Source organism: Oceanithermus desulfurans, assembly GCF_014201675.1.
GTDB lineage: Bacteria > Deinococcota > Deinococci > Deinococcales > Marinithermaceae > Oceanithermus > Oceanithermus desulfurans.
The window spans coordinates 262660-284597 of record NZ_JACHEZ010000004.1 but is presented as its reverse complement, the minus strand read 5'-3'; the positions used below and the strand labels follow the sequence as shown (position 1 = coordinate 284597).

The window sequence follows — 21938 nt, the reverse complement described above, 5'->3', positions numbered from 1 at the left end:
TGCGACACTGCCATCCCAGCCCCTTCCACTCCCCGCTCTTCTTACGTCATCCTCGACGAGGCGCGGAGCGCCGGGATCGGGGATCTTGTCGTTTCTGCCTCATCCCAGCCTACGTCTACGTTGCCCAGGCCAAGGGAGCGCAACAACCTCTAACCGGGGCATACTGCTGCCGAGCATAGCGAGTTCATCGACGCGCCGTCGTCGCCGTTAGTGCTTCGATCGCCGACTCCTGATCGGCGTTAAGATTCCGGCTCTCGCGGGCCACATGGCCCGCTCGTCCGGAATGACGAGAACGGTGGTACGTGGTAGGTGGTGGACGGTGGTACGTAGAAAACGGGAAGAGCCCCGCGTGCGCATCGTCTGCCTAACACGCACGCCTGTGGGCGGACGTTGATCCTTCAGTGGGTTACCCACATCCCACTCCTTACGCTCCACGCCCCCTTCCGTCATCCCCGACGAGGCGCAAAAGCGCCTAAACAGGGATCTTATCGCTGCTGGCAGCCCGCCCATACTATGGGCCTCAAGCCGCAGGTTCCTACGTTGGCCGCCTGCCTGCACCACGCACCACGCACCGCGCACTACACACCCGTCCACGCCCCCAACACCTCGGCCACCTCGTCCGCCCGCTCCAGCGCCAGCGCCCGGGCGCGTACCGGTGCCGGAGCCGCGCCCAGGTAGGCCTTCAGGTGCCCGCGGAAGGCGCGCAGCGCCCAGGCCTCGCCGCGCCGGGCGTACCAGTCCAGGTGGAGCCGCAGGTGCTGCTGCGCCGCCTCCCGCCGGAGGCGCGCCGGCACCGGCTCCCCCCGCACCTCGGCGAAGAACCACGGCCGCCCCGCCGCCCCCCGCGCCACGGCCACGCCCAGCCCCATGGCGCGGCGCGCGCGGTAATCCTCCACGGTGCGCACGTCCCCCGTGCCCACTACCGGGATCCGCACCGCCCGGGCCACCTCGCGGATCCGGTCCCAGTCGGCCCGGCCGCCGTAACGCTGAGCCGCCGTGCGCCCGTGCACGCGTAAGAGCGCCGCCCCGGCCTGCTCGAGCCTCCGGGCCATCTCCACTGCGTTCACCTGCGCGAACCCCAGCCGCAGCTTCACGCTCACCGGCAGGCCGGTCGCCTCGCGCACCCCGGCCACCATGCGCGCCGCCCGCTCGGGGTCGTCCAGGAGCGCCGCCCCCGCGCCCCGCACCGTCACCTTGGGCATGGGGCAGCCCATGTTCAGGTCGATCGCGCGCGGGCGGACCCGCCCGTACGCCAGCGCAGCCGCCCGGGCGACCTCGTCCGGGTCCGCCCCCGCGAGCTGCACCACCCGCGAACGCTCCTCGGGGTGCGGCTGCAAAAGCGCCCGCGCCTCCGCCGAGCCCCGCAGCAGCGAGCCCGCCATCACCATCTCCCCCACCGTCCACAGCGCCCCGAAGCGCTCGGCCACGACGCGGAAGGCTGCGTCGGTAAAGCCGGCCATGGGCGCCAGCACCGCCCCTTCGCCGTCCAAGGACCCCAACCCACCGTGCACCCGTCGATTCTACGGGCTGGGTTGAACCTTCGTTGATGCGTAAGGCGTTATGCTTTGCGGGTATGCAGGAGGATCCGTACCATGCCCTTTAGCCGACCAAACGCGCCCCACACCATCCACGGCCTTCTCTTCGTCGCCCTCTTTTCGCTCGCCGCCTTCCAGATCAGCGCCTGGCCCCCGGTCGCCGCGCTGCGGCTCAGTCCGCTGATCGTCGGCATCGTCCTGGGGATGTTCTACGCCAACACCCTGCGCGGCCATCTTCCCGCTACCTGGGTGCCCGGCATTCAGTTCTCCGCCAAGACGCTGCTGCGCCTCGCCGTGGTGCTCTACGGCTTTCGCATCACCTTCCAGCAGATCGCCCAGGTAGGCGCGCCGGGCCTGATCGCCTCGACTTTCATGCTCGCCACCACCTTCCTGATCGGAGCCTTCGTGGGGGTGCGCCTGCTGCGCATGGACCGCGACACCAGCCTGCTCACCGCTTCGGGCTCCTCGGTCTGCGGCGCGGCGGCGGTGCTGGCCACCGAGGCCACCCTCGACGCCAAGCCCTACAAGAGCGCGGTGGCCGTGGGCACCGTGGTGCTCTTCGGCACCCTGTCGATGTTCCTCTACCCGGTGCTCTTCCGCTCCGGTCTGCTGCACCTGGACCCCGCCGCCTACGGGCTCTACGTGGGCGCCACCGTCCACGAGGTGGCCCAGGTGGTGGGCGCCGGCAGCGCGGTCGGCCAGGCTGCGACCGACAGTGCGGTGATCGTCAAGATGACCCGGGTGATGCTGCTGGTGCCGCTGCTCTTGCTGTTGGGTTTGGCGGTCAGGAGCCGCGGCAAGGTAAGCGTCCCCTGGTTCGCGGTCTACTTCGTCGGGGTGGCGGCGTTCAACTCGCTGCACTGGCTGCCGGGCGCCTGGGTGCACGAGATCAACGTTCTCGACACCTTCCTGCTCACCATGGCCATGACCGCGCTGGGGATGGAGACGGGGATCGAGAAGTTCCGCCAGGCGGGGGTGAAGCCTCTCCTGCTGGCGGGCGCGATGTACGTTTGGCTGCTGGGCGGAGGCTACCTGCTGGTGCGCTGGCTGGCGGGCCGTTTCGCGATCTAGCGCTCACAACGGAAAACCTCAGGGGCGGCCACAGGCCGCCCCCTCGTTTCGATCGGCTCCGCGTCAGGGCCGGTGGCGCAGGTAACGCCATCCCAACGCCTCGAGCGGCACCTCCCCCCGGTACGTCCGCCGGGTCTGCACGTCCTGCCAGGCCCCCGGAGGAAGCGGTGCGGTCTGGGGCTCTGTGGCGTTGTTGAAGAGCGCCAGCACCTCGCCGGGGCCCGGCTGGCCGCGGAAGAAACCGAGCAGCGGCCCCTCGCCCAGGTAGGCGCGCCAGATCGCGGTATCGAAGGCCGGAAGCGAGGTCTTGATCCGCGCCAGATCGCGGTAGAAGGTCTGCATCCCTGCGTCGCACCGCTCCCACTGCAAGGGGTAGCGCTGCTTGTCGTAGGGGTCCTTCTCGCCCAGGAAGGCGCACTCGTCGCCCTGGAAGTGCACCGGCACGCCCGGCAGGGCGTAGAGGATCGCGCTGGCCAGGCGCTGGCGCGCCAACCCCTCGGGCGTCGGCTCCTGACCGAACTTGCCCCCGCCCACGTCGGTGAGCAGGCGGCTGGTGTCGTGCGAGTCGATGAGGTTGAACCCCATGTCGGCGGCGGCCTCGGGCAGCACCGCGTAGACCTGGCTCATCTCGCGCAGGGCGCGCTTGCCGTTGGCGAACGCGGCCGGCTTCCCTTTGGCGTACTTGAGGATCGCGCCGCGGCCGAGGGCGTAGTTCATCAGGCTGTCGAACTCGTCGCCCGCCAGCCAGCTGGCGTCGGCCTGCCAGATCTCGGCGACCAGGTAGGCCTCGGGGTTGATCTTCTTGAGCTCGCGGCGCATCTCGGCGAAGAAGGCGTGGGCGTCGATGAGGTCACCGGGGACGTCAACGCGCACGCCGTCAAAGCCGAAGCGGATCCAGTACCCCGCCACCTCCAGCAGGTAGCGACGCACGCCGGGGTTGCCGGTGTTCAGCTTGGGCAGGCTGCCGATGTTCCACCAGGCCTCGTAGGCGTTCTCGTCGCCCGGTTCGAAGGGCCACTTCTTGATGAAGTACCAGTTCCAGTAGGGCGAGTTGGGGCCCCGCTTCACCACGTCGCGAAAGGCCCAGAAGCCCAGCCCGGTGTGGTTGGGCACGAAGTCGAAGAGCACCTTGATGCCGCGCTCGTGGGCCTCGTCCAGCAGCCGGCGCAGGGTCTCCTTGTCGCCGAACTTGGGCGAGACCTTCAGGTAGTCGTGGGTGTCGTAGCCGTGGGCCGAGCCCGAGTCGAAGACGGGGTTCAGGTAGACGAGCCCCACCCCCTGGCGCGCCAGGTAGTCGAGCTTGGCGATCACCCCGGCCAGGTCGCCGCCAAAGTACTGGTGGCAGCACAGCTGCGGCGTAACCGGGCCGTCCCAGGGCGAGAGGAAGGGCTTGTTGCCTTGGTCAAGCCGCCGCCACTTGGCGTTGAAGTTGTACTCGTCGCTGGCCAGCGCCAGCTCGTCGTTGCCGGGGTTGCCGTTCAGAAAGCGCTCGGGGAAGATCTGATAGCCCACGCGCTCGCCCACCCAGTCGAGGCCGCGGAAGGCGTTCCCGCTGTACTCGAAGGGGCCGAACGTGGCCTCGCGTCCGTCGGTCTGCACCACGTGGATGCGGTAGCGGGTGGGCCGGTCGGGCAGGCTCACGCGCCAGTAGGCCCGGCCGCGCGCCTCGAGCTGGGGGTACATCTTGTAGCGCGTGCCCTCGGCGAGCAGCTCGGCCTTGGCTACGCTGCCGGCCCCCGCCGAAAAGCGAACGGCCAGCCGACCGTCGGCCACCGAGAGGTAGCGCGCCTGGGCCGGGTCGTGCTCGAAGGCGAGCTCCACCGGGCCGCTGGCCTTCTGGACCGGGGCCTCGACGACGCGCACCGCGTTCTGGCCTCCGAAGCCGTCGTCGGTGCAGCCGTCGGCCTGGGGGTCCACCATCGGGTTGCCGAAGGTGGGGTCGTCGCACATGTCTTTGGGCCACTGGCCGTTAATGAAAAACTTGTAGCTGTACTCGCCCGGTTCGAGGTCGAGGGTGACCGTCCAGGAGCCGTCGGGCTGCTGGGTCATGGGGGTTTCGCCCCAGCCGTTGAAGCTGCCGCGCAGGCTGACCGAGTTCACCTCGAGCCCCGGCGGCGGTGTGTAGCGGAAGGTCACCTTGACGGCCAGGGCCAGACCCAAAACCAGCACCAGCAAGAACGTGATGAGTTTACGCATCCCCTCCTCCTTCCAGCGGCTCGAGCACCAGCGTGCCCTGCCACTCCAGCTCGCCTTCCACTTCCCGGTCCGCGACGAGTTCACGCGCCCGCGGCAGGCGCCAGCGCACCGGCTCGGGCGCAGCCAGCACCCACAGCTCGCGCCCGCGATAGCGCCGCCGGTAGGCGAGCGCCCCCGCCGGCCCCGCGAGCGGCAACAGCCCCCCGCGGCTCAGCTCGGCGCGCTCGCGCCGCAGCCGCACCAGCCGCCGCACCCAGCCGCGGACGTCCTGGTTCCAGCGCTCCGGCTCCCAGGGGAAGGTGCCGCGGTTCATCGGATCGCCGCGCCACTCGTCGTAGGGGTTGGCCTGATCGAGGCCGATCTCGTCGCCGTAGTAGAGGCCGGGCGCACCGGGGAACGTCAGCAGCACCCCGAAGAGCAGCTTCAGCTTCTCCACGTCGCCCCGAAGCCGCCACAGCGGCCGCGGTACGTCGTGGGAGCCGATCAGGGTGTACATCGCCTGCCGCACCCCCAGCGGCAGGGCGGCGTAGTGGTCCCACAGCGTCCGCCAGACCTCGGCCGCGCTGGTGCGCACCGGGTGGCCGTACCCGTCGCGGCCGCCCAGCCACTCGAGCAACGGGTTCGCGAACCCCGCGTAGTGCATCGCCCCGTCGAGGGTGCGGGCGCGCAGGTAGGGCACGGTGTCGAAGGCCAGCTCCCCGAAGACGTAAGCGGCGGGGTCCTCGGCGCGGGCCGCTTCCTTGATGGCCCGCAGCACCCGGGCGTTGCCCCGGTCCGTGCCTCCCTCGCCGATCTGCTGGGCCACGTCGAGCCGCCAGCCGTCGGCGCCGGCGCGGATCCAGCGCCGCACCACGGCCCCGGGCCCGGTGACGAAGTAGCGCCAGACCAGCTCGCTGGCGTAGTTCAGCTTGGGCAGCGTCGGCACCCCAAAGAAGGCGGCGTACTGCCCGCCGGGCAGGAAGGTGAAGGCCTCGCGCCAGGGCGAGTGGGGGTTTTCGAGCGCCTCCCGAAAACCGAAGAAACGGTCTCCGGTGTGGTTGAAGACGCCGTCGAGCACCAGCTTCATGCCGCGCCGGCGCAGCCCCCCCACCAGCGCGTCGAAGGCCTCGCGGCCGCCCAGGTGGGGGTCGATCCGGTGGTAGTCCTCGGTGTCGTAGCGGTGGCTCGAGGGGCTCTTGAAGATGGGCGTCAGGTAGAGGCCACCGGCGCCCAGGTCGTCCAGGTAGTCGAGCGCCTCCAGCACCCCCCAAAGGTCACCGCCGTAGAACTCGCGCGCCCCCTGCTGCGGGTCGGGCGGCGCGTCCCAGGACTTGGCCACGATGGGCCGGCCCTGGTAGCTCCACTCGCCGCTGCGCGGGCTCAGCTCGGGTCGGCCGTTCCTGAACCGGTCGGGGAAGATTTGATAGAAGACCCGCCCCACCGCCCAGTCGGGCACCCCCGGGGCGGTGAGCAGGTGAAAGAAGCGGTCGTAGCGCGGCAGCGAGCCCTCGCCGCCGCGGCTGCCGAAGAAGCGCCCCTCCAGGAAGAAGGCGTAGCGCAGCACCGGCTCCACCACCGGCACCCGCGCCTCCAGGCCGCCGGCGACCGCGGTCAGCTCGAGGCGCACCAGCTCGCCGTGGTGCAGGTAGACGAGCTGCCCCTCTCGCGCCGCGGTGCGCACCAAGAGGCGCACCTCGCCCCCCAGCTCGGGCACCAGGGGGTCGATGCAGTCGGGGTCGTAGTCGTGGTAGTTCATTCCTTGACCGCGCCGGCGGTGTAGCCGGAGACAAAGTACTGCTGGAAGCCGTAGAAGATGAGCAGGATGGGCAGCGAACCGAGCACGCTGGCGGCGGCGAAGAGACCCCACTTGGTGGAGAACTGGCCGGTGGTGAAGCTGTAGAGGCCGAGGCCGACGGTCCACTTGTCCACGCCGGTGAGCACCAGGTTGGCCATGATGAACTCGGAGTAGGTGCCCACGAACTGGAGCAGGAAGATGAAGACGAACATCGGCGCCGAGAGCGGCAGCACGATGCGGGTGAAGGCCTGCCAGCGGGTGGCGCCGTCGATGTAGGCCGCCTCCTCGAGGCTGCGTCCCAGGCTCTCGACGTAGCCCTTGTAGACCCAGCTGCCAAAGCTGATGATCCCGCCCGAGTAGGCGAGCAGCAGGCCGGTGAAGGTGTTGAGCAGGTCGAGCCAGCTGAGCAGGTAGTAGATGGCCACCAGCGCCAAAAAGCCGGGAAACATCTGGATGAAGATGAAGGTGAGCAGCGTCGGGTAGCGCCCCGGGAAGTCGAAGCGGGCGAAGGCGTAGCCGGCGGTGGCCGTCAGGGCGATGGCCAGCAGGCCGCTCGAGCCCGAGACCAGCAGGGTGTTGCGCACCCAGAGCAGGAACTTGCTCTCGGTGCCGGCGCCGGTGAACTGGTCGGGGCTGAGGAAGACGACGAGCACGAAGAGCACCGCGGCGAAGCCGAAGAGGGCGCGGCCGTGCCACACCTTGAGTTGCTCGCCGCCGCGCCGCCGCGCCAGCGCGGCGAGCCCCAACGCCGCCAGCAAGAGGCCCAGCGCCAGCGCCAGCAGCCCCCACTGCCAGGGGTAGACGACCACCCCGTCCACCAGCTTGGCGTAGTTCGCCCAGCTGACCTGGTCGAGCGCCGGCAGTACCTTGGCCCGCACCAGCAGCCAGCTGCTCTCCACCTTGCGGAAGCTGAAGAGGTTGTTGCGCGGGTCCAGCGAGGCGCTGACCACCTGCAGCACCGGGTAGTAGACGAGGACGACCAGGGTCCATAGGAAGAGGTGGGTGAGGGCCTGCCCGAAGAGCGGCCCGACCGGCCGCCGCCGGCCGCTGAGGCGGTTGCCCAGCTTGATGACGGCCCAGCTGTAGACGAAGAGGGCCAGGGTCGCCACGGCGTAACCCGCCAGCACGTAGCGCCAGCCGCCGGGGACGAAGACCGCGCCGAAGGCGGGCTTGGGCTGCACCCGCCCCGCGAGCTCGATGCCCAGGCCCCAGGTGTAGGCCCCCAGCTCGGCGAGGCCCAGGGTCCAGAGCACGAGCCGCAGGCCGTCCACCGGGCCGAGCCGCCTCCGAAGCCCCAGCCCCAGCAGCAGCACGACGAGGACGAAGCCCAGGGCCAGCCCCCAGTCGCCGCGCTCCAGGCCGTAGATCAGGAAGCTGTCGGGGCGCAGGCCGCGGGCGGTGAAGAACGTCCACTGCGCCGCCAGGTAGGCGAGCAGCAGGACCGCGAAGGCCGCCCAGGCGCGCCGGTTCACCGCCGCCCCTCCTCACGCAGCGCCCCGCTCACGCGGAAGTTGACCAGGCTGATGCCCACGGTGAGTACGAAGATGACCAGGCTGATCGCCGCGCCCAGGCCGTAGGCCGACTGGCCCTCGGAACGGAAGGCCGTCTTGTAGGCCCAGGAGATGAGGATGTCCGTCGCCTGAGCCGTGGAAAGCTGGCCCTCGGTGGCGGGCCCGCCGCCGGTGAGCAGGTAGATGACGTTGAAGTTGTTGAAGTTGAAGGCGAAGGAAGCCAGCAGGATGGGAACGAAGGCGGTGCGCAAAAGCGGCAGGGTGATGTACTGGAAGGCGTCGAGCGCGTTCGCCCCGTCGACCTTGGCCGCCTCGTAGAGCTCGTCGGGAATCGTCGAGAGCGCCCCCAGCGTGGCCGTCATCATGTAGGGGAAACCCAGCCAGAGGTTGACGAGCAGCACCGAGACCTTGGCCCAGAGCGGGTCGAGCAGCCAGGGAATCGGGTAGACGCCCAAGAGCCCCAGCAGCCGGTTGATGGCGCCGAACTGTTTGTTGAGCAGCGCCACCCACATCTGAATGGTGATCACGCCCGGAAGCGCCCAGGAAATGATGAGCAGCGTCCGGTAGAGGTTGCGCAGTTTGAGGTCCTTGTTGTTCAGCAGCACGCCCAGCAGCAGGCCCACCAGCGCGGTCGAGAGCACCGTGAACGCGGCGAAGACCACGTTCCAGACGAAGACCGGCCAGAGCGCCTTGGAGGCGTTTTGGAAAATGAAAACGAAGTTCTTGAAACCGATGAAGTGGTAGGCGTTGACCCGGTAGGCGTACCGGGGCGCGAACGCCGGCGCGCGGTCGAGGGTGAGCTCGGCGCCCGCCTCGGCGGTCACCACGAAGCGCCCCCGGTGGCCGTCGCCGACGAGCTCGAGCCGCTCGCCCACGCAGCTCTCGCCGCAGCCGAGCGCGCGGTGCGGGTCGGCGGCGAGGGTGAGGCGCGGCCCCTCCACCCCGACGACCGCCGTCTCGGTGGCGCGGTCGGGAAAGCCGTTGCGGGCCCCCGAGTAGTCGGTGAAGGCCAGGTAGACGGTCAGCACGATGGGGTAGACGGTGAAGACGAGCAGGAAGACGATCGCCGGCAGCAGGTAGTACCAGTCGGTGAGGAAGGGGAAGGTGCGGCCCAGCAGGAAGAGGACGGGAAGAAAAAAGGCCACCGAGGTGACCAGGATCCACCAGTTGGGTACGCCTTCGGGGCGACCGGCGGCCGTCGCGGCGGATTCGAGCGCGAAAAAGGTCGCCGCGCCCGCGGCGAAGGCGATCACCATCGCACCCCCCAAGAGGGCGACGGCGATCAGGAAACCACGAAGTCCCGGAGGATGACGGTACAAGGAAGACCCCAGAGGGGGGCGGCCCGAAGGCCGCCCCCGCGTCCGCTTACTGGCCCTTGATGGCCTTTTCGATCTCGGCGACCATGTCGTCGATGATCTTCTTCACGTCCGAGTCGGGCTTCTGGGTGATGAGCGCGAGCGCGTTCCCCCAGGGGCCCCAAACCTTGCCCATCGCCGGGATGTTGGGCATGGGGTCGCCCATGGCGATCGTCGTCGAGAAGCCCTTGACGACGGGGTCGTCCTTCAGCTGCTCGAGCGCGCCCAGCGAGACCGGGATGCGGCCGCCGGCCTTGTTGAAGGCCACCTGGTTGGCGGGACTGACCAGCGCCTTGGCGAAGTTCACCGCGGCGATCTTGTTCTTCGAGTAGGCGTTCACGACCACGCCCTGCACGCCCACGAAGGGACCCCAGGCGTCGCCGCCGGGAGGCGCGGGCAGCGGGGCGATGCCGAAGTTGAGCCCGGCCTTCTTGTAGTCGCCCAGCGCCCAGGGGCCATTGAGGATCATGGCCAGCACGCCGTCCTTGAAGGCACCGTCGGCCACGCCGTAGTCCACGCCCTCGGGGATCAGCTCGTACTTGTAGCGCAGGTCCTTGATGAACTGGCCCGCCTTGTAGCCCGGCTCGCCACCGAGGCCCAGGTCGGCCGGGTTGAGGCTGCCGTCGGGGTTCTTACCGAAGACGTAGGCGCCGTAGGCCTTGAACCAGCCGTAGTTGAAGTAGGGGTTGCCGAGGTCGTAGAGGAAGCCGAAGGTGTCGCCGGTGGTGTACTTCTTGGCGAGCGCCAGGAACTCGTCCCAGGTCGCCGGAGGAGTCTGGACCAGGTCCTTGTTGTAGATGAGCGCCACCGACTCGGCGTTCATCGGCAGGCCGAAGAGCTTGCCGCCGTAGCTGAAGGCGTCCACGGCCACCGGCATCAGCCCCGAGAGGTAGTCCTGGGTGGCGTACTTGCCCACGGGCTCGAGCACCCCGGCCGCGGCCATCTCGCCCACCCAGTCGTGGGGAACGGTGACGACCAGGTCGGCGGCCTCGCCCTGGGGGGCGCCCAGGATGAATTTCTGCTTGATGTCGCCGAAGGGCACCTCGACGACCTGGACCCCCACGCCGGTCGCCTTCTCGTAGCGCTGGGCCTGATCCTTCAGGAACTCGAGCTCGGGCCCTCCGAAGTGCGTCCAGACGGTGATCTGTCCCGCAGCCATGGCCACGCCCATCAGCAGCACCAGGGCTGCCATCCAGAGTTTCTTCATACGACCACCTCCTTACGCTCCACCTGACGATGGTAGCGCTACCACTCAGCGCGAACGGGGGAGGTACGAACTTCGTTTCCACCGTTTCCCGCGCCTGGTTCTATCTTACCGGTTTGAACCGAGTCCACGTCAAGACGGCCCCTTCCCCGGCAGGAAAACCTCGGGGCGCCGCGCCGCCGCGGCCGGGAAGGGCTCGCCCCGCAGGAAGCGGCCCGCGTAGAGCTCCGCGAGCTCGCGGTAGCGCCCTCCCGACCCGTCCGCGAGCCCGTACAGGGCGGCCACCGCCGCCGCGTCGGCCAGCCGCGCGAGCGCCGCCTTGGCCGTCCAGACGGCGGCCTCGGGCTCCGCCCCGGCCAGCCCGGCGAGGGTGCGGCGCGCCGCGTCCAGCGCCGCCCCGGCGCCGGCCTCGTCCCGCGGGGCCAGCCGCTCTTCGAGCCAGGCGAGGAAGGGCTCGTGGGCCCGTTTCTTCTGCATAGCCTCGAGCAGGTCGAGGGCCTGGACGTTGCTCGGCCCTTCCCAGATCGGGGTGATCAGCGCCTCGCGGTGCCAGCGCGCCACCGCGTACTCCTCCAGGAAGCCCAGGCCGCCGAAGAGCTCCATGGCCAGGCGGGTGATCTCGGCGGCATGGTCGGCGGTGCGGTTCTTGGCCAGGTGCGAGAGGAAGCGGGCGAAGTGGTAGCGCTCGCTGTAGGGCGGGCGGTCCGCCCAGGCGCGGTCGAAGGCGTCGATGGCGGCGAAGGCGAGGGCCAGCCCGCCGGCGTGACGCACCGCCAGCTCGAGCAGGTCGTGGCGCACGAGCGGCCAGTCCGCGAGCGGCCGGCCGAAGGCCTCGCGCCGTCGCACCCGCTCGCGCACCTCCAGGATCGCCTTGGCGGCGATCCCCATGGCGGCGACGGCGTTGGCCAGGCGCGAGACCGTGAGGGTCTCGAGGGTGTAGTAGATGCCCTCCTCGGCGCGGCCGATCAACCAGGCCTCGCTGCCCTCGAGCTCGACCTCGCCGGAAGGCACCGCCCGGGTGCCGCTCTTGGCCTTGAGCCGCCGCACCTTGAAGTTGAGTTCGCCGCGGGCGTCGAGGCGCGGCACAAGGAAGAGCGCCAGCCCCTTGGGGCCCGCGGGTGCCCCTTCGGGCCGGGCGGTGGCCACGGCTACGTCCGCGAGCCCGGCGCCCGAGGCGAAGTACTTGTCGCCGGCGGAAAGCCGCCAGACGTCCCCTTCGCGCCGCGCGGTGGTGCGGTTCGCCCCCAGGTCGCTGCCGCCCTGGATCTCGGTCATCCAGGTGGCGCCCCAGGCGTCCCCGTAGAGGACGCGCTCCTTCCAGGCGCTCAGGTCGGGGGCGTACTTGTGGAGCGGGTAGGCCACCTGGTGGGTGATCGTGAGGATGCAGTAGAGGCCGGGGTCGGCCAGCAGGTAGCCGAGGGCGAAGTGGTGGTGCCAGCTCCCGCCCTCGTAGGGCGGATGCATGATCGGCCGCAGGCGCTCGAGCAGCTGCCGCTGGACCGGGGCCAGCCGCACCCGGTCGACGCGCCGGCCGTCGAGGTCGTGCATCACCAGCACCGGCTCCGCCTCCTGGTCGACGTGGTAGGCCGCCTCGTAGACCTCGCGCCCCATGAACGCGCCCCAGTCGGCCAGCTCCGCCTCCCGCTCCCGGGCTTCGGGCCAGAAGTGGGCCAGCACCGCGCGCAGGTCGGGGTCTTCGAGGTAGTGGTTCTTGCCGTAGGCGTACGAGAGGTGTTCCATGCGCCTCCTCCCAAGATGCTTTGGTTCCTTCTCAGTTTACGGCCGCGGTATGATGCGCACGTGGAAGCCCTGCAGCCCTACATCGGCCAGATCACCTTCGGCGGCCTGGCCGGCTTCGTGGCCGGCTACGCCCTCAAGAAGGTGGGCAAGCTCGCCGCGCTGGTGCTCGGCCTCTTCTTCATCGGTCTGCAGGTGATGGCCTACTACGGCTTCGTGGAGATCGACTGGACCCGCATCCAGGCGAGCGTGGACCCGCTCCTGGGCCAGGAGCAGCTGCGCACCCTGTGGCAACGGCTCCTCGACGTGCTTACCTACAACGCCCCCTTCGCCGGAGGCTTCGCCGCCGGCATGGTCTGGGGGCTGAAACGCGGTTAGGCGCCGGCGTAGGGTTCGGCGCTCAGGTACTTGAAGCCCGAATCGGCCGAGAGCGTGACGATGCGGCGCCCCGGCCCCAGCCGGCGCGCCAGCTCGAGCGCCCCCCAGAGGTTGGCCATCGAGCTGAGGCCGAGGAGCAGCCCTTCCTCGCGCCAGGCGCGCCGCCCGATCGCGAAGGCGGCGTCCTTGGGTACCGGCCAGACCTCGTCGAGCAGGTCGAGGTCCAGGTTCTCGGGGACGAAGCCCGGACCCATGCCCTGGAAGGCGTGCCCTTCGAGCGGCCCCCCGGCGATGGCCTGGTGGGTGGCGGGCTCGAGCGCGATCACCCGCAGCTGCGGGTTGCGCGACTTGAGGTAGCGCCCCACGCCCGAGATCGTGCCGCCGGTCCCCGTACCCCAGACGAGGGCGTCCACGCGGCCCTCGAGCTGCTGCCAGATCTCCGGGCCGGTGGTGCGCTCGTGGGCGCGGGGGTTGTCGGGGTTGGCGAACTGGTCGGCCCACCAGGCCCCGCTCTCCTCCGCGATCCGCCGCGCCCGCTCGCGGGCGCCGCGCATGCCTTCGGAGGAGGGCACGAACTCCAGCTCGGCGCCGTAGGCCCGCAGGATGGCCCGCCGCTCGGGCGAGAGGCCCTCGGTGGAGACGTTGAGGTAGCGGTAGCCCCGCGCCGCGGCGATCATGGCGAGGCCGATGCCGGTGTTCCCGGAGGTGGCCTCGACGATCCACTGGCCGCTGCCGGGGCGCAGCTCGCCGCGATCCTCGGCGCCGCGCACCATTCCCCAGGCGGCGCGGTCCTTGATCGAGCCCCCGGGGTTCGCCCCTTCCAGCTTGACCCAGACCTCGGCCGCGTCCGCGGCGAGCCGCCGCAACCGCACCACCGGTGTGTTCCCGATCGTCTGCTCGAGCTCCATGACCCTACCCTGGCAGATGTGGCCCCGGCAATAGTAAGCGCATTTACGATTCCCTCACCGACCTCGGTTAGGCTGAGAAGACTTCGGTAAAACCGAAGGGAGGAACGCATGAACGCAAGCAAAGACAAAGTGGTCACGATCGCCTACACCCTCACCGTCGAAGGCGAGACGGTGGACCAGGGCGAGCTGGCCTACATCCACGGACACCAGCAGATCATCCCCGGCCTCGAGAAGGAGATCGAGGGCCGCGCAGCAGGCGAGTCGTTCGAGGTGACCGTAGCCCCCGAGGAGGCCTACGGCGAGCGCAACGAAGAGGGCGTGCAGGTCGTGCCCCGCTCGGCCTTCCCCGACGACGCCAAGGTCGAGGTGGGCGAGCAGTTCTACGCCCAGGACGACCAGGGCAACCCCCTGCCCCTCACCGTCACCAAGGTTGAGGGCGAGGACGTCACCGTCGACTTCAACCACCCCCTCGCCGGCAAGACCCTGAACTTCGCGGTCGAGATCAAGGAAGTGCGCGACGCCACCCCCGAGGAGTTGGCCCACGGCCACGTCCACGGCCCCGGCGGCCACCACCACTAAGCCCCTACGCACGCAGGAACCCCCGGCCTGGGCCGGGGGTTCCTGGTTCCTGGGTCGGGGGCGCGGCTACTCGCTGCCGCTGAAGATCCAGTCCGAGGCCTTCTTCTGGGCGTGGCAGCCGATGCAGCCGCCCACCTTGCCGCTCGCCTGCACGCTGCCGTCGGGCGCGTACTTGGCCCAGAACCAGTCGCCGCCCTCGGGGTTGAAGCCGGCGATCTTCTGCATCACCGTGACCGCCGCGAGCTCGCCGCCCGGCGTGTAGTTCTCCTTGACGATGATCGCGCCCTCGGGCAGCGGGAACGTCTTCTTGGAAAGCGCGTCGAAGGCGATGTCGTTGGTGAAGGTGCGCAGGATCGCCCCGTGGGGCGCGCCGCCCGGGTACTTGCCCGCCGGCTCGCCGGGGATGTAGTGCCAGCCCAGCTGGTACCCCTGGCTCTGCAGGAACTTCCAAAGCGTCTCGGCGGTGCCGCCCATCTGCGCCGCCGCGCCCAACGTCAATGCCGCTATGACCACCAGCCACCATCGTTTCATTGGATCCCTCCGCCTCCGAGCCTAGGGGAGGCGGCCGCCTCGCGGTGTAGCGCAGGCGACACGGCTCATTCCTGGCCGCTGAAGATCCAGTCCGAGGCTTTCTTCTGGGCGTGGCAGCCGATGCAGAGCGCCGGCTTTCCCTCGAAGAGCACCCCGCCTTCGGGCGTGAAGTAGCCCCAGAACCAGTCGCCGCCCTCGGGGTTGTACCCCTTGACCTTGCGCATCACCGCGAGGTTGTAAAGCCGCCCGTTCGCGTCGTAGTTCTCCTTGACGATCACCGCCCCGTCGGGCAGCGGAAAGCGCTTTTTCGCCAGCGCCATGAAAGCGGCGTCGTTGACGAAGATCTGCTGGATCGCGCCGTGGGGCGGTCCGCCCTGGTGCGGGCCCGCAGGCTCGCCGGGAACGTAGCGCCAGCGTTCGGCGAAGTTCTGGCCCGCGAGCCAGTTCCAAAGCTCCCCGGCCGTGGGCTGCGGCTGCGCCGCGGCCAGCGCCGCGGCCACGGCCAGCGCCGTCGTCCATCGCTTCATGGTGACCTCCCGGCCCCATCCTGGCCGACAACCCTCACGAATCCGTCACGGCGGCGCGGCGTAGAATGCGGGCATGCCACCCGTCAGCACCTTCTCCCTGGTCGCCCGCGACCCCGAGACCGGCGACCTCGGCGTCGCCGTCGCCAGCAAGTTTCTGGCCGTGGGCGCGGTCGTGCCCTTCGCCCGCGCCGGCGTCGGCGCCGTGGCCACCCAGTCCTACGCCAACACCAGCTACGGCCCCCGGGGCCTCGCGGTGCTCGAGGTCGGGGGGTCGCCCGAAGACGCCCACCGCATCTTCGCGGCCAGCGACCCGGGCCACGCCCGGCGCCAGTACGGCCTCGTCGCCGCCAGCGGGGCCGCGTTCAGCTTCACCGGCGACGCCTGCCACCCTTGGGCGGGCGGGCGCGCGGGCGCGAACTACGCCGCCCAGGGCAACCTGCTTACCGGTCCCGAGGTGGTGGACGCGCTGGTCGAGGTCTTCCTGGAACGCACCGACCTCCCCTTCCCCGAGCGGCTGGTCACCGCCCTGTTGGCCGCCGACCGCGCCGGCGGCGACCAGCGCGGCCGCCAGTCGGCGGCGCTGCTGGTCGTGGGCGAGGGCAAGGGGTACGGCGGCTTCAACGACCGCTGGATCGACCTGCGCGTCGACGACCACCCCGACCCGGTACCCGAGCTGGAGCGGCTGCTTGGCATCCACCGGCTGCTCTTCAACCCTGCGCGGAACGCCCGGCCGCTTACCGACGAGGAGATCCGCTGGGTCCAGGCCACGGCGGCCCGCCTGGGCCTCTACGCCGGACCCGCGGACGGCGCGTGGGGCGAGACCGTCGAAGCGGCGCTCAAGGCCCTGCTGGGACGCGAGAACCTGGAGGAGCGCTACGCGGGCGGGCCCCAGCTCGAAGAAGAGGTGTTCGCCGCGCTGCGCGAGGCCTATGGCGAAGCCTGAGCCCGTCCCCGGGGCCGGCGGCCTCGTCTTCAACGCCGCGGGCGAGGTGCTGCTGATCCGCGACCGCATGGGGTTCTGGGTCTTCCCCAAGGGGCACGTGGAGAAGGGGGAGACGCTCGAGGCCGCGGCCGTGCGCGAGGTACGGGAGGAGGCCGGGGTCGAGGCCCGGGTGGAGGCCGCCCTGGGCGTGACCCGCTACACCAACGACCGCGGCGTGACGCGCGAGGTTCACTGGTTCCGGATGCGGGGCGAGGGCCCGGTGCGGCTCGAGCCGGGGCTCACCGGGGCGGGCTTCTTCGACCCCGAGGAGGCGGCGCTGCGGCTGGCCTTCGCCGAAGACGCGGCGCTGCTGCGGCGGGCGCTCGGGCGCGGCTAGGCGTCCTGCTCGAGCAGCGCCAGCACCTCGCGCACGCTCAGCCCCCGGGGCACCTCGCGACGGTGCGCCGGCGGCTCGTGCCCCGGGCCGTGGCGGTGGCCGTGGCCCGGTCCGTGACCGAACTGGGCGCCCACCCAGAGGTCGCAGTCGGCGAGGAGTTGCTTCATCAGCCGGGGCTTGCCCCCGCCTTCGAGGGCCTTGTAGGGGTTGTCGCGCAGTTCGATGCGCTGCCAGGCCCCGTCCTTGCGGTCGTAGATCGCAAAGAACGGCGCGTGGCCGTAGGGGCCGGGAAAGGTGTCGGTGGCGTTGGGCAGAACGGCAATCGCAATGCGCATGGCTTCACCTCCCCGGCAGTATAGACCGGGTAGGTGAGCCGCGCCTCAGACCACGCGCACCTTGCGGCGGTGGTAGCCCGTCGCGCCGTCGGGGAGCGGCGGCCTCGGGTTCGGGTCCTGGGTGCGCCCTTCGCCGTCGACGGCGCGCACGGTCACCGTGTAGCGTCCCGGTTCGGCCTTCCACAGGTAGCGCCACAGCGTCCAGGTGATGCGGCTGGAGCCGGGCTTCAGCTCCGCGGCCCGCCAGCTGCGGCCATCGTCGAAGGAGACCTCCACGGCGCGGATGCCACGCCGCCCCGCGAAGGCGACGCCGCCGATGGCCACCCGGCCGTCGCCGGTGGGCGTGGCCACGCCGGTGTCGATGCGGCTCATCGTGCGCACCACGGCGCGGTCGCTCCAGCCGCGCTTCTGCCAGTAGCCCCGGTAGTCCTCGTCCACGAGCTCGATCCGGGTGAGCCACTTGACGTTCTTCATGCCGTAGATGCCCGGAACCAAGAGCCGCGCGGGGTAGCCGTGGTCGGCCGTGAGCGGCTCGCCGTTTTGCAGGTAGGCGAGGATCGTTTCCTCGTAGAGCGCGGCGTCGAGGGGGAAGGAGTCGCTGTAGTTGTCGGCGGCCCGCAGCACCAGCTCACTGGCCTCGGGACGCACCCCGGCACGCTCCAGCAGGTCGCGCAGCCGCACCCCGGTCCAGACGCTGTTGCCCACCAGCCGCCCCCCGACGGGGTTGGAGATGCAGATCAGGGTGCTGGGCCGCTCCACCGCGGGCAGGGCCTTCAGATCCTCGAGGGTGAGCGCCAGCGGGGTTTCGACGAGGCCCCCGATCTCGAAGCGCCAGCGGTCCGCGCGCAGCTTCGGGTTCACGACGTTCTTGGAGACCTGGTAGTGGTCCTTCGTGGGGGTGATCTCGGGGGCGAGGCCGCGGATCCGCCCCCAGAGGTCACCGGCGGCGCGCGCCAGCTGCAGGGGCCAGGCGGCCGCCGCGGCCAGCAGCGCCAGCCCCTTGAGGCTGCGGCGGCGGCCCTCGTCGGCGGCTGTCGCCCGCCGGGGCGCGCCGTCGAGCAGAAGAGCGAAGAGTGCCGCGAGGCCCGCTGCCGCCAGCAGCGCGGGCCGCGGCGGGTAGGCGTAGTTGTCGGGCGCCAGCCCGAAGAAACCCGCACCGGCGAGGGGCAGCAACACCCCGCCGGTGCCAGCGGGGGCGAGGCCCAGCGCCGCCGCCAGACGCACGGGCCACGGACGCGCCGCGGCCCAAAGGGCGAAGAAGGCACCGAAGCCGGCAACGATCAGGTAGCTGACGGCCAGCAGGGCGTGCTTGGCGTAGGCGTCCATCCCCCAGGGCAGCGTGTGCACCAGGTTGAAGATCCAGGGCACGCCCAGGAGGTGGCTCAGCCAGGCAAAGAGCAGCTGGGGCGGGGCGGCCTGCCCCAGGCGGAACTGCAGGATCGCGGCGGCGAGCGCCACCGCGGCCAGCGCCAGGTAGAAACGCGGCGTGCGTAGGGGGTTCGGGGTTCCCGTCATGCGCCCAGCCTAGCCGCCAGGGGTCACGAAACCTTCACGCCCGTGAAAAGCGCACCGCTTCGTCGCCGCGGAAGACGTGCACGTAGACGCCCGCGGCGTGGAGCAGGCCGCGCCGCTCCTGGAGGCGGGCCATGCCGTCGGTGCGCCCCCAGATGGGGCGGCCCTTCTCGCCCGGGCGCAGGAAAAAGCCCTCGGGGAAGGCAAGCAGGTGCACCCGCGCGGCCCGCGCACGTGCGGCCAGGGCCCCCTCGATCAGCTCGAGCGGGGCGTCCTGGGTGAAGACGACGAGGTTCACCCCCGGCGGCGGCAGCGGCGGCGCGCCCCCCGCTTCGGCGGGCTCGAGCCGGGCCAGGGCGGCGAGCATCCCCCGCAGGGCCTCGAGGCCGCGCGCAGGGGGGCGCTCGAACCCCGGCCAGGCCAGGCCCACGGCGAGGCCCAGGTCCATCAGCCGCACGGCCAGGCTGGCGGCCAGCTCCGCCATGTGGTCGATGTAGACCTCGCCACCGCGCACGTCGATGTAGATCCAGACGCCCGTGGCCCGCACCCAGGCGAACTCGCGCACCATCGGGTGGCCCTGGCGGGCCGTCGCCTTCCAGTGCATCCGCCGCAGGGCGTCGCCGGGGCGGTACTCGCGGGTGCCGCGGTAGCGGCTCGCGTCCTCAAGACCGAGCTCGGGCGCCTCGGGCCCCTCGGCGAGCAGCGTCAGCGCCAGCTGCGGCGGCAGCTGCTCCCAGATGCGCGGGTAGACGAGGAGGCGGTCCCGCGGGCCCTCGAGGCGCACCTCGCGTTCGTAGAACCCCAGGAAGTCGCGCACGAAGAGGCGCGCGCCGGGGAGCTCGTACTCGCCGCGGCGCCGCGGCTCGACGGCGGCCTCGAGGCGCAGCCGCACCCGCCCCCAGCCGAGGCCCGCGGCCTGCTCCCCGCGGAAACCCAGCCGCGTCGCCGGCGTCCACTCGATCCGCCAGAACGCCGGCAGGGGCAGGACGAACTCCGCCTCCAGCACGAGCGGGCGCTCCCGGCCGGCCGCGCCGTAGGGACGGGCGGTGTGCACCCGCTGCCGGCCCGGGGCCAGGCCGGGCAGCGCCACCCAGAGCGCCAGGGCGGCGAGCGTCAAGAGCAGCAGGGCCAGGCTCAACCCAGCTCCTCGGTGGGAACGGCCACAGCGGCGAGGGCCCGCGTGACCACCTCGGCCGCGGTCACCCCCTCGATGCGCACCTCGGGGCGCACGATGATCCGGTGCTCGAGCACCGGACCCGCGGCCCGCTTGACGTCGTCGGGCAGGACGTAGTCCCGGCCTGCCAGCGCCGCCAGCGCCATCGCGGTGCGCTGCAGCGCCAGCGCCGCCCGCGGGCTCGCCCCCAGGGCGACGTCGGGGTCGCTGCGGGTCGCGCGCACCAGGTCGACGACGTAGCGGACCAGCTCGGGCTCCATCCGCAGCCCGGCCAGCGCCTGCTGCATCGAGCGTACCTCGGCCGCGTCGGAAACGGGCTCCAGCGCCTCGATGGGGTGGCGCGCGCGCAGCCGTTCGAGCATCCGCACCTCTTCCTCGGCGGCCGGATAGCCGAGCCGCAGCCGCAGCAGGAAGCGGTCGAGCTGGGCCTCGGGGAGCGGGAAGGTGCCGTCCATCTCGATGGGGTTCTGGGTGGCGACGACGAAGAAAGGGGCCTCGAGCGGGCGGGTCTCGCCGTCCACGGTCACCTGGCCCTCGGCCATCGCCTCCAGAAGCGCCGACTGCGTCTTGGGGGTGGCGCGGTTGATCTCGTCGGCGAGCAGCACCTGGGTAAAGACGGGGCCGGGAACAAAGCGGAAGGTCCCGTCCTGCCAGACGTTGACCCCGGTCAGGTCGCTGGGCAGCAGGTCGGGGGTGAACTGCACCCGCTTGAAGCCGAGGCCCAGGCTGACCGCCAGCGCCCGCGCCAGCGTGGTCTTGCCGGTCCCGGGAACGTCCTCGAGCAGCACGTGCCCCCCGGCCAGGACGCCGGCCAGCATCAGCCGCAGCGCCTCCTCCTGCCCCACCATCACCCGTTCGACGTTCTGCGCGACGCGCGCGTACCAGGCTTCGATCACGTTTCCTCCCCTTTCTCCAGCTCCTTCTCGATCCGACGCAGCCAGGCCTCCGCCGCGGCCGCCTCGGCCTCGTCGGCCAGGCCGCCGTAACGCACCGGTTCGTAGAGCCGCGTCAGCCCCCAGACCGCCTCCGCCAGCGCCGGCTCGCGGGCGGCGATCCGGTGCGCGTACTCGTGCGGGGTCTCGCTTGCCTGCCGCGGCAGCCACGGACGCACGGCGAGCAGGAAGGCCCGGTAGGCGGCGCGTACCCGGCCGGCCTGCCGCTCGGTTCGCCGCCCCGTCGCTCCGCCGCCCTCCGCCGACTCCTCCGCCGCGGGCGCGCGGCCCCGCAGGAGCCGCCGCAACGCGAAGGCGAGCGCCGCGATCAGCGCCGCGAGCGCGAGCGTGCCCACAAGCAGCACCCCGCCGATCACCCGGCCCGGCCAGCGAAGCGCCGGAGCCGGGGCCGGCCCCGGCTCCGCGCCCCCGGGCGCGGACGGCGCCGTCGCGGGGGCGGGGGGCGGGGCAAAGGCGCCCGCGCCGCCCCCCTCGCCCCCGTAGAGGAAGCCGTACCAGGCCATCCAGAAGAGCAGCGAAACCAGGACCAACGCGGCCAGTACGAGCATCCGCGGCGCGAACCCAGGGCGCCGGTCGGCTGGACGCAGCAGGATCCAGACGACCCGGGCGAGGACGAGCAGCAGCAGGAACGAGGCCACCGCCGCGAGCGCCGCGGCGTAGCGGCTCAGCGTCTCCACCCACGCGGGCAGCCGCGCCCCGGCGGCGGGGGCGGGCGCGCTGCGGGCGGCGGGGGCGACCGCGCCCGGCGGCGGCTGCGCCGGAGCTTCCAGCGTCACCGCCGGCTCCGCGCGGGCCGCGGCGCGGGGCAGGGCGAGCGGCGTCCACCCGGAAAAGCCCGCCAGCACCGCCAGCGCCAGGGTGGCCAGGGCCGCGGCCGCCAGCGCCCGCGGCGCGACCCTGAAGGCGGCGCCGCGTTCGAGGTACTGGGCGCGGCTGTACCAGAAGTTCCAGTAGCCCCAGGCCGCCAGCCCCAGGCCCACCACCCCCGCCTCGGGCCGCAGCAGCAGCGCCCAGGCCAGGAGCGGGACCACCGCCCAGCGGCTGCGGCGCTCCGCCAGCGCGGAGGCGTAAGCCCAGACCAGCAGCCCCGAGGTCAGCCGCCCCGCGAGCTGCAGCCGCAGCGTCAGGTCGCCGAAGGCCTCGGGACGCAGCTCGAGCCCCCAGAACAGGTAGAGGGCAAAGAGCGGCGCGCCCCACGCCAGCTCCCCCCGCCAGCGCGCCAGCAGCAGCCACGCCAGCAGGTAGGCGAACGCCCCGGGCCAGAGACGCGGCTCGAGCGCGACGAGCCAGAAGACGGCGGCGACCGGGAGCAGGGCCTTCACCCCGTCAGTATAAGAAG

At 71.4% G+C, this 21938-nt stretch carries 20 protein-coding genes; 5 read left to right on the top strand and 15 right to left on the bottom strand.

Translation table 11 applies throughout. The features are described 5' to 3' along the window. Positions 1-578: 578 nt before the first annotated feature. On the bottom strand, positions 579-1511 hold the full coding sequence (locus tag HNQ05_RS07070; RefSeq protein WP_147148701.1) for a tRNA dihydrouridine synthase: 933 nt from the start codon (positions 1509-1511) through the stop codon (positions 579-581). An 81-nt stretch (positions 1512-1592) separates the two neighbouring features. Here HNQ05_RS07070 and HNQ05_RS07065 point away from each other — a divergent pair, with 81 nt between their 5' ends. Further along, positions 1593-2606: a YeiH family protein gene (locus tag HNQ05_RS07065; protein WP_147148699.1), complete on the top strand. Its 1014-nt coding sequence runs from the start codon at positions 1593-1595 to the stop codon at positions 2604-2606. Between the two features lie 63 nt (positions 2607-2669). Here the strand turns inward: HNQ05_RS07065 and HNQ05_RS07060 are convergent, their stop codons facing one another. The 6 genes from HNQ05_RS07060 to HNQ05_RS07035 all read right to left on the bottom strand — a co-directional run bounded on the left by HNQ05_RS07060 (position 2670) and on the right by HNQ05_RS07035 (position 12386). Beyond that, the gene (locus tag HNQ05_RS07060) at positions 2670-4802 is read right to left on the bottom strand and encodes an alpha-amylase family glycosyl hydrolase (RefSeq protein ID WP_147148698.1); all 2133 of its coding nucleotides are present in this window, start codon (positions 4800-4802) and stop codon (positions 2670-2672) included. Further along, the gene (locus tag HNQ05_RS07055; protein WP_147148696.1) at positions 4795-6537 is read right to left on the bottom strand and encodes a glycoside hydrolase family 13 protein; all 1743 of its coding nucleotides are present in this window, start codon (positions 6535-6537) and stop codon (positions 4795-4797) included. Before HNQ05_RS07055 ends, HNQ05_RS07060 begins: the two co-directional genes overlap by 8 nt. After that, positions 6534-7838, bottom strand: a complete 1305-nt coding sequence (locus tag HNQ05_RS07050) for a sugar ABC transporter permease (RefSeq protein ID WP_183677705.1) — start codon at positions 7836-7838, stop codon at positions 6534-6536. The genes HNQ05_RS07055 and HNQ05_RS07050 overlap by 4 nt, the downstream gene beginning before the upstream one ends. A gap of 206 nt (positions 7839-8044) precedes the next feature. Further along, on the bottom strand, positions 8045-9343 hold the full coding sequence (locus HNQ05_RS07045) for a carbohydrate ABC transporter permease (RefSeq protein ID WP_147148692.1): 1299 nt from the start codon (positions 9341-9343) through the stop codon (positions 8045-8047). Positions 9344-9452: 109 nt separating this feature from the next. Further along, positions 9453-10649 carry a sugar ABC transporter substrate-binding protein gene (locus tag HNQ05_RS07040; RefSeq protein ID WP_147148690.1) on the bottom strand — a complete coding sequence of 399 codons (1197 nt, stop codon included), beginning with the start codon at positions 10647-10649 and terminating at the stop codon, positions 9453-9455. A gap of 129 nt (positions 10650-10778) precedes the next feature. Then, positions 10779-12386, bottom strand: a complete 1608-nt coding sequence (locus HNQ05_RS07035; protein WP_147148688.1) for an acyl-CoA dehydrogenase family protein — start codon at positions 12384-12386, stop codon at positions 10779-10781. A gap of 60 nt (positions 12387-12446) precedes the next feature. On the opposite strand from HNQ05_RS07035, the gene HNQ05_RS07030 reads away from it, so the two are divergent. Further along, the gene (locus HNQ05_RS07030) at positions 12447-12761 is read left to right on the top strand and encodes an FUN14 domain-containing protein (RefSeq protein ID WP_147148686.1); all 315 of its coding nucleotides are present in this window, start codon (positions 12447-12449) and stop codon (positions 12759-12761) included. On the opposite strand, the gene cysK is transcribed toward HNQ05_RS07030, so the two are convergent. Continuing rightward, positions 12758-13669 carry a cysteine synthase A gene (gene cysK / locus HNQ05_RS07025; RefSeq protein ID WP_147148684.1) on the bottom strand — a complete coding sequence of 304 codons (912 nt, stop codon included), beginning with the start codon at positions 13667-13669 and terminating at the stop codon, positions 12758-12760. The genes HNQ05_RS07030 and cysK overlap by 4 nt on opposite strands. Positions 13670-13777: 108 nt before the next feature. On the opposite strand from cysK, the gene HNQ05_RS07020 reads away from it, so the two are divergent. Further along, positions 13778-14248 (top strand): FKBP-type peptidyl-prolyl cis-trans isomerase, encoded by a 471-nt coding sequence (locus HNQ05_RS07020; protein ID WP_147148682.1) that lies wholly within the window; start codon positions 13778-13780, stop codon positions 14246-14248. A 66-nt stretch (positions 14249-14314) separates the two neighbouring features. On the opposite strand, the gene HNQ05_RS07015 is transcribed toward HNQ05_RS07020, so the two are convergent. Together HNQ05_RS07015 and HNQ05_RS07010 are read right to left on the bottom strand one after the other, a co-directional pair. Then, on the bottom strand, positions 14315-14779 hold the full coding sequence (locus tag HNQ05_RS07015) for a cytochrome P460 family protein (RefSeq protein WP_147148680.1): 465 nt from the start codon (positions 14777-14779) through the stop codon (positions 14315-14317). A gap of 65 nt (positions 14780-14844) precedes the next feature. After that, positions 14845-15306 (bottom strand): cytochrome P460 family protein, encoded by a 462-nt coding sequence (locus HNQ05_RS07010; RefSeq protein ID WP_147148679.1) that lies wholly within the window; start codon positions 15304-15306, stop codon positions 14845-14847. 73 nt (positions 15307-15379) lie between these two features. Between HNQ05_RS07010 and HNQ05_RS07005 the strand changes: the two genes are divergently transcribed. Beyond that, on the top strand, positions 15380-16249 hold the full coding sequence (locus tag HNQ05_RS07005) for a DUF1028 domain-containing protein (protein WP_147148677.1): 870 nt from the start codon (positions 15380-15382) through the stop codon (positions 16247-16249). Beyond that, positions 16236-16625 (top strand): NUDIX hydrolase, encoded by a 390-nt coding sequence (locus HNQ05_RS07000; RefSeq protein ID WP_147148675.1) that lies wholly within the window; start codon positions 16236-16238, stop codon positions 16623-16625. Before HNQ05_RS07005 ends, HNQ05_RS07000 begins: the two co-directional genes overlap by 14 nt. Here the strand turns inward: HNQ05_RS07000 and HNQ05_RS06995 are convergent. Genes HNQ05_RS06995 through HNQ05_RS06975 form a run of 5 tightly spaced genes read right to left on the bottom strand, consistent with a single transcriptional unit; the run spans position 16622 to position 21921 of the window. Beyond that, on the bottom strand, positions 16622-16960 hold the full coding sequence (locus tag HNQ05_RS06995) for a NifB/NifX family molybdenum-iron cluster-binding protein (RefSeq protein ID WP_147148673.1): 339 nt from the start codon (positions 16958-16960) through the stop codon (positions 16622-16624). The two genes, HNQ05_RS07000 and HNQ05_RS06995, sit on opposite strands and share 4 nt — an antisense overlap. Positions 16961-17005: 45 nt before the next feature. Next, positions 17006-18475, bottom strand: coding sequence for a sulfite oxidase (locus HNQ05_RS06990; protein WP_147148671.1), 1470 nt, complete (start codon positions 18473-18475; stop codon positions 17006-17008). A 34-nt stretch (positions 18476-18509) separates the two neighbouring features. Beyond that, positions 18510-19610 carry a DUF58 domain-containing protein gene (locus tag HNQ05_RS06985; protein ID WP_147148669.1) on the bottom strand — a complete coding sequence of 367 codons (1101 nt, stop codon included), beginning with the start codon at positions 19608-19610 and terminating at the stop codon, positions 18510-18512. Then, positions 19607-20542, bottom strand: a complete 936-nt coding sequence (locus tag HNQ05_RS06980; protein WP_147148667.1) for an AAA family ATPase — start codon at positions 20540-20542, stop codon at positions 19607-19609. The genes HNQ05_RS06985 and HNQ05_RS06980 overlap by 4 nt, the downstream gene beginning before the upstream one ends. Further along, positions 20539-21921 (bottom strand): DUF4129 domain-containing protein, encoded by a 1383-nt coding sequence (locus HNQ05_RS06975; RefSeq protein WP_183677687.1) that lies wholly within the window; start codon positions 21919-21921, stop codon positions 20539-20541. The genes HNQ05_RS06980 and HNQ05_RS06975 overlap by 4 nt, the downstream gene beginning before the upstream one ends. Positions 21922-21938: the final 17 nt, after the last annotated feature.

Coding starts and splice junctions, on each gene's coding strand:
- HNQ05_RS06990 (WP_147148671.1), bottom strand. CDS start 18,475: ATGACGGGAACCCCGAACCCCCTACGCACGCCGCGTTTCTACCTGGCG.
- HNQ05_RS07020 (WP_147148682.1), top strand. CDS start 13,778: ATGAACGCAAGCAAAGACAAAGTGGTCACGATCGCCTACACCCTCACC.
- HNQ05_RS07035 (WP_147148688.1), bottom strand. CDS start 12,386: ATGGAACACCTCTCGTACGCCTACGGCAAGAACCACTACCTCGAAGAC.
- HNQ05_RS07040 (WP_147148690.1), bottom strand. CDS start 10,649: ATGAAGAAACTCTGGATGGCAGCCCTGGTGCTGCTGATGGGCGTGGCC.
- HNQ05_RS07060 (WP_147148698.1), bottom strand. CDS start 4,802: ATGCGTAAACTCATCACGTTCTTGCTGGTGCTGGTTTTGGGTCTGGCC.
- HNQ05_RS07065 (WP_147148699.1), top strand. CDS start 1,593: ATGCCCTTTAGCCGACCAAACGCGCCCCACACCATCCACGGCCTTCTC.
- HNQ05_RS07045 (WP_147148692.1), bottom strand. CDS start 9,343: ATGGTGATCGCCTTCGCCGCGGGCGCGGCGACCTTTTTCGCGCTCGAA.
- HNQ05_RS07055 (WP_147148696.1), bottom strand. CDS start 6,537: ATGAACTACCACGACTACGACCCCGACTGCATCGACCCCCTGGTGCCC.
- HNQ05_RS07010 (WP_147148679.1), bottom strand. CDS start 15,306: ATGAAGCGATGGACGACGGCGCTGGCCGTGGCCGCGGCGCTGGCCGCG.
- cysK (WP_147148684.1), bottom strand. CDS start 13,669: ATGGAGCTCGAGCAGACGATCGGGAACACACCGGTGGTGCGGTTGCGG.
- HNQ05_RS06995 (WP_147148673.1), bottom strand. CDS start 16,960: ATGCGCATTGCGATTGCCGTTCTGCCCAACGCCACCGACACCTTTCCC.
- HNQ05_RS07015 (WP_147148680.1), bottom strand. CDS start 14,779: ATGAAACGATGGTGGCTGGTGGTCATAGCGGCATTGACGTTGGGCGCG.
- HNQ05_RS07005 (WP_147148677.1), top strand. CDS start 15,380: ATGCCACCCGTCAGCACCTTCTCCCTGGTCGCCCGCGACCCCGAGACC.
- HNQ05_RS07000 (WP_147148675.1), top strand. CDS start 16,236: ATGGCGAAGCCTGAGCCCGTCCCCGGGGCCGGCGGCCTCGTCTTCAAC.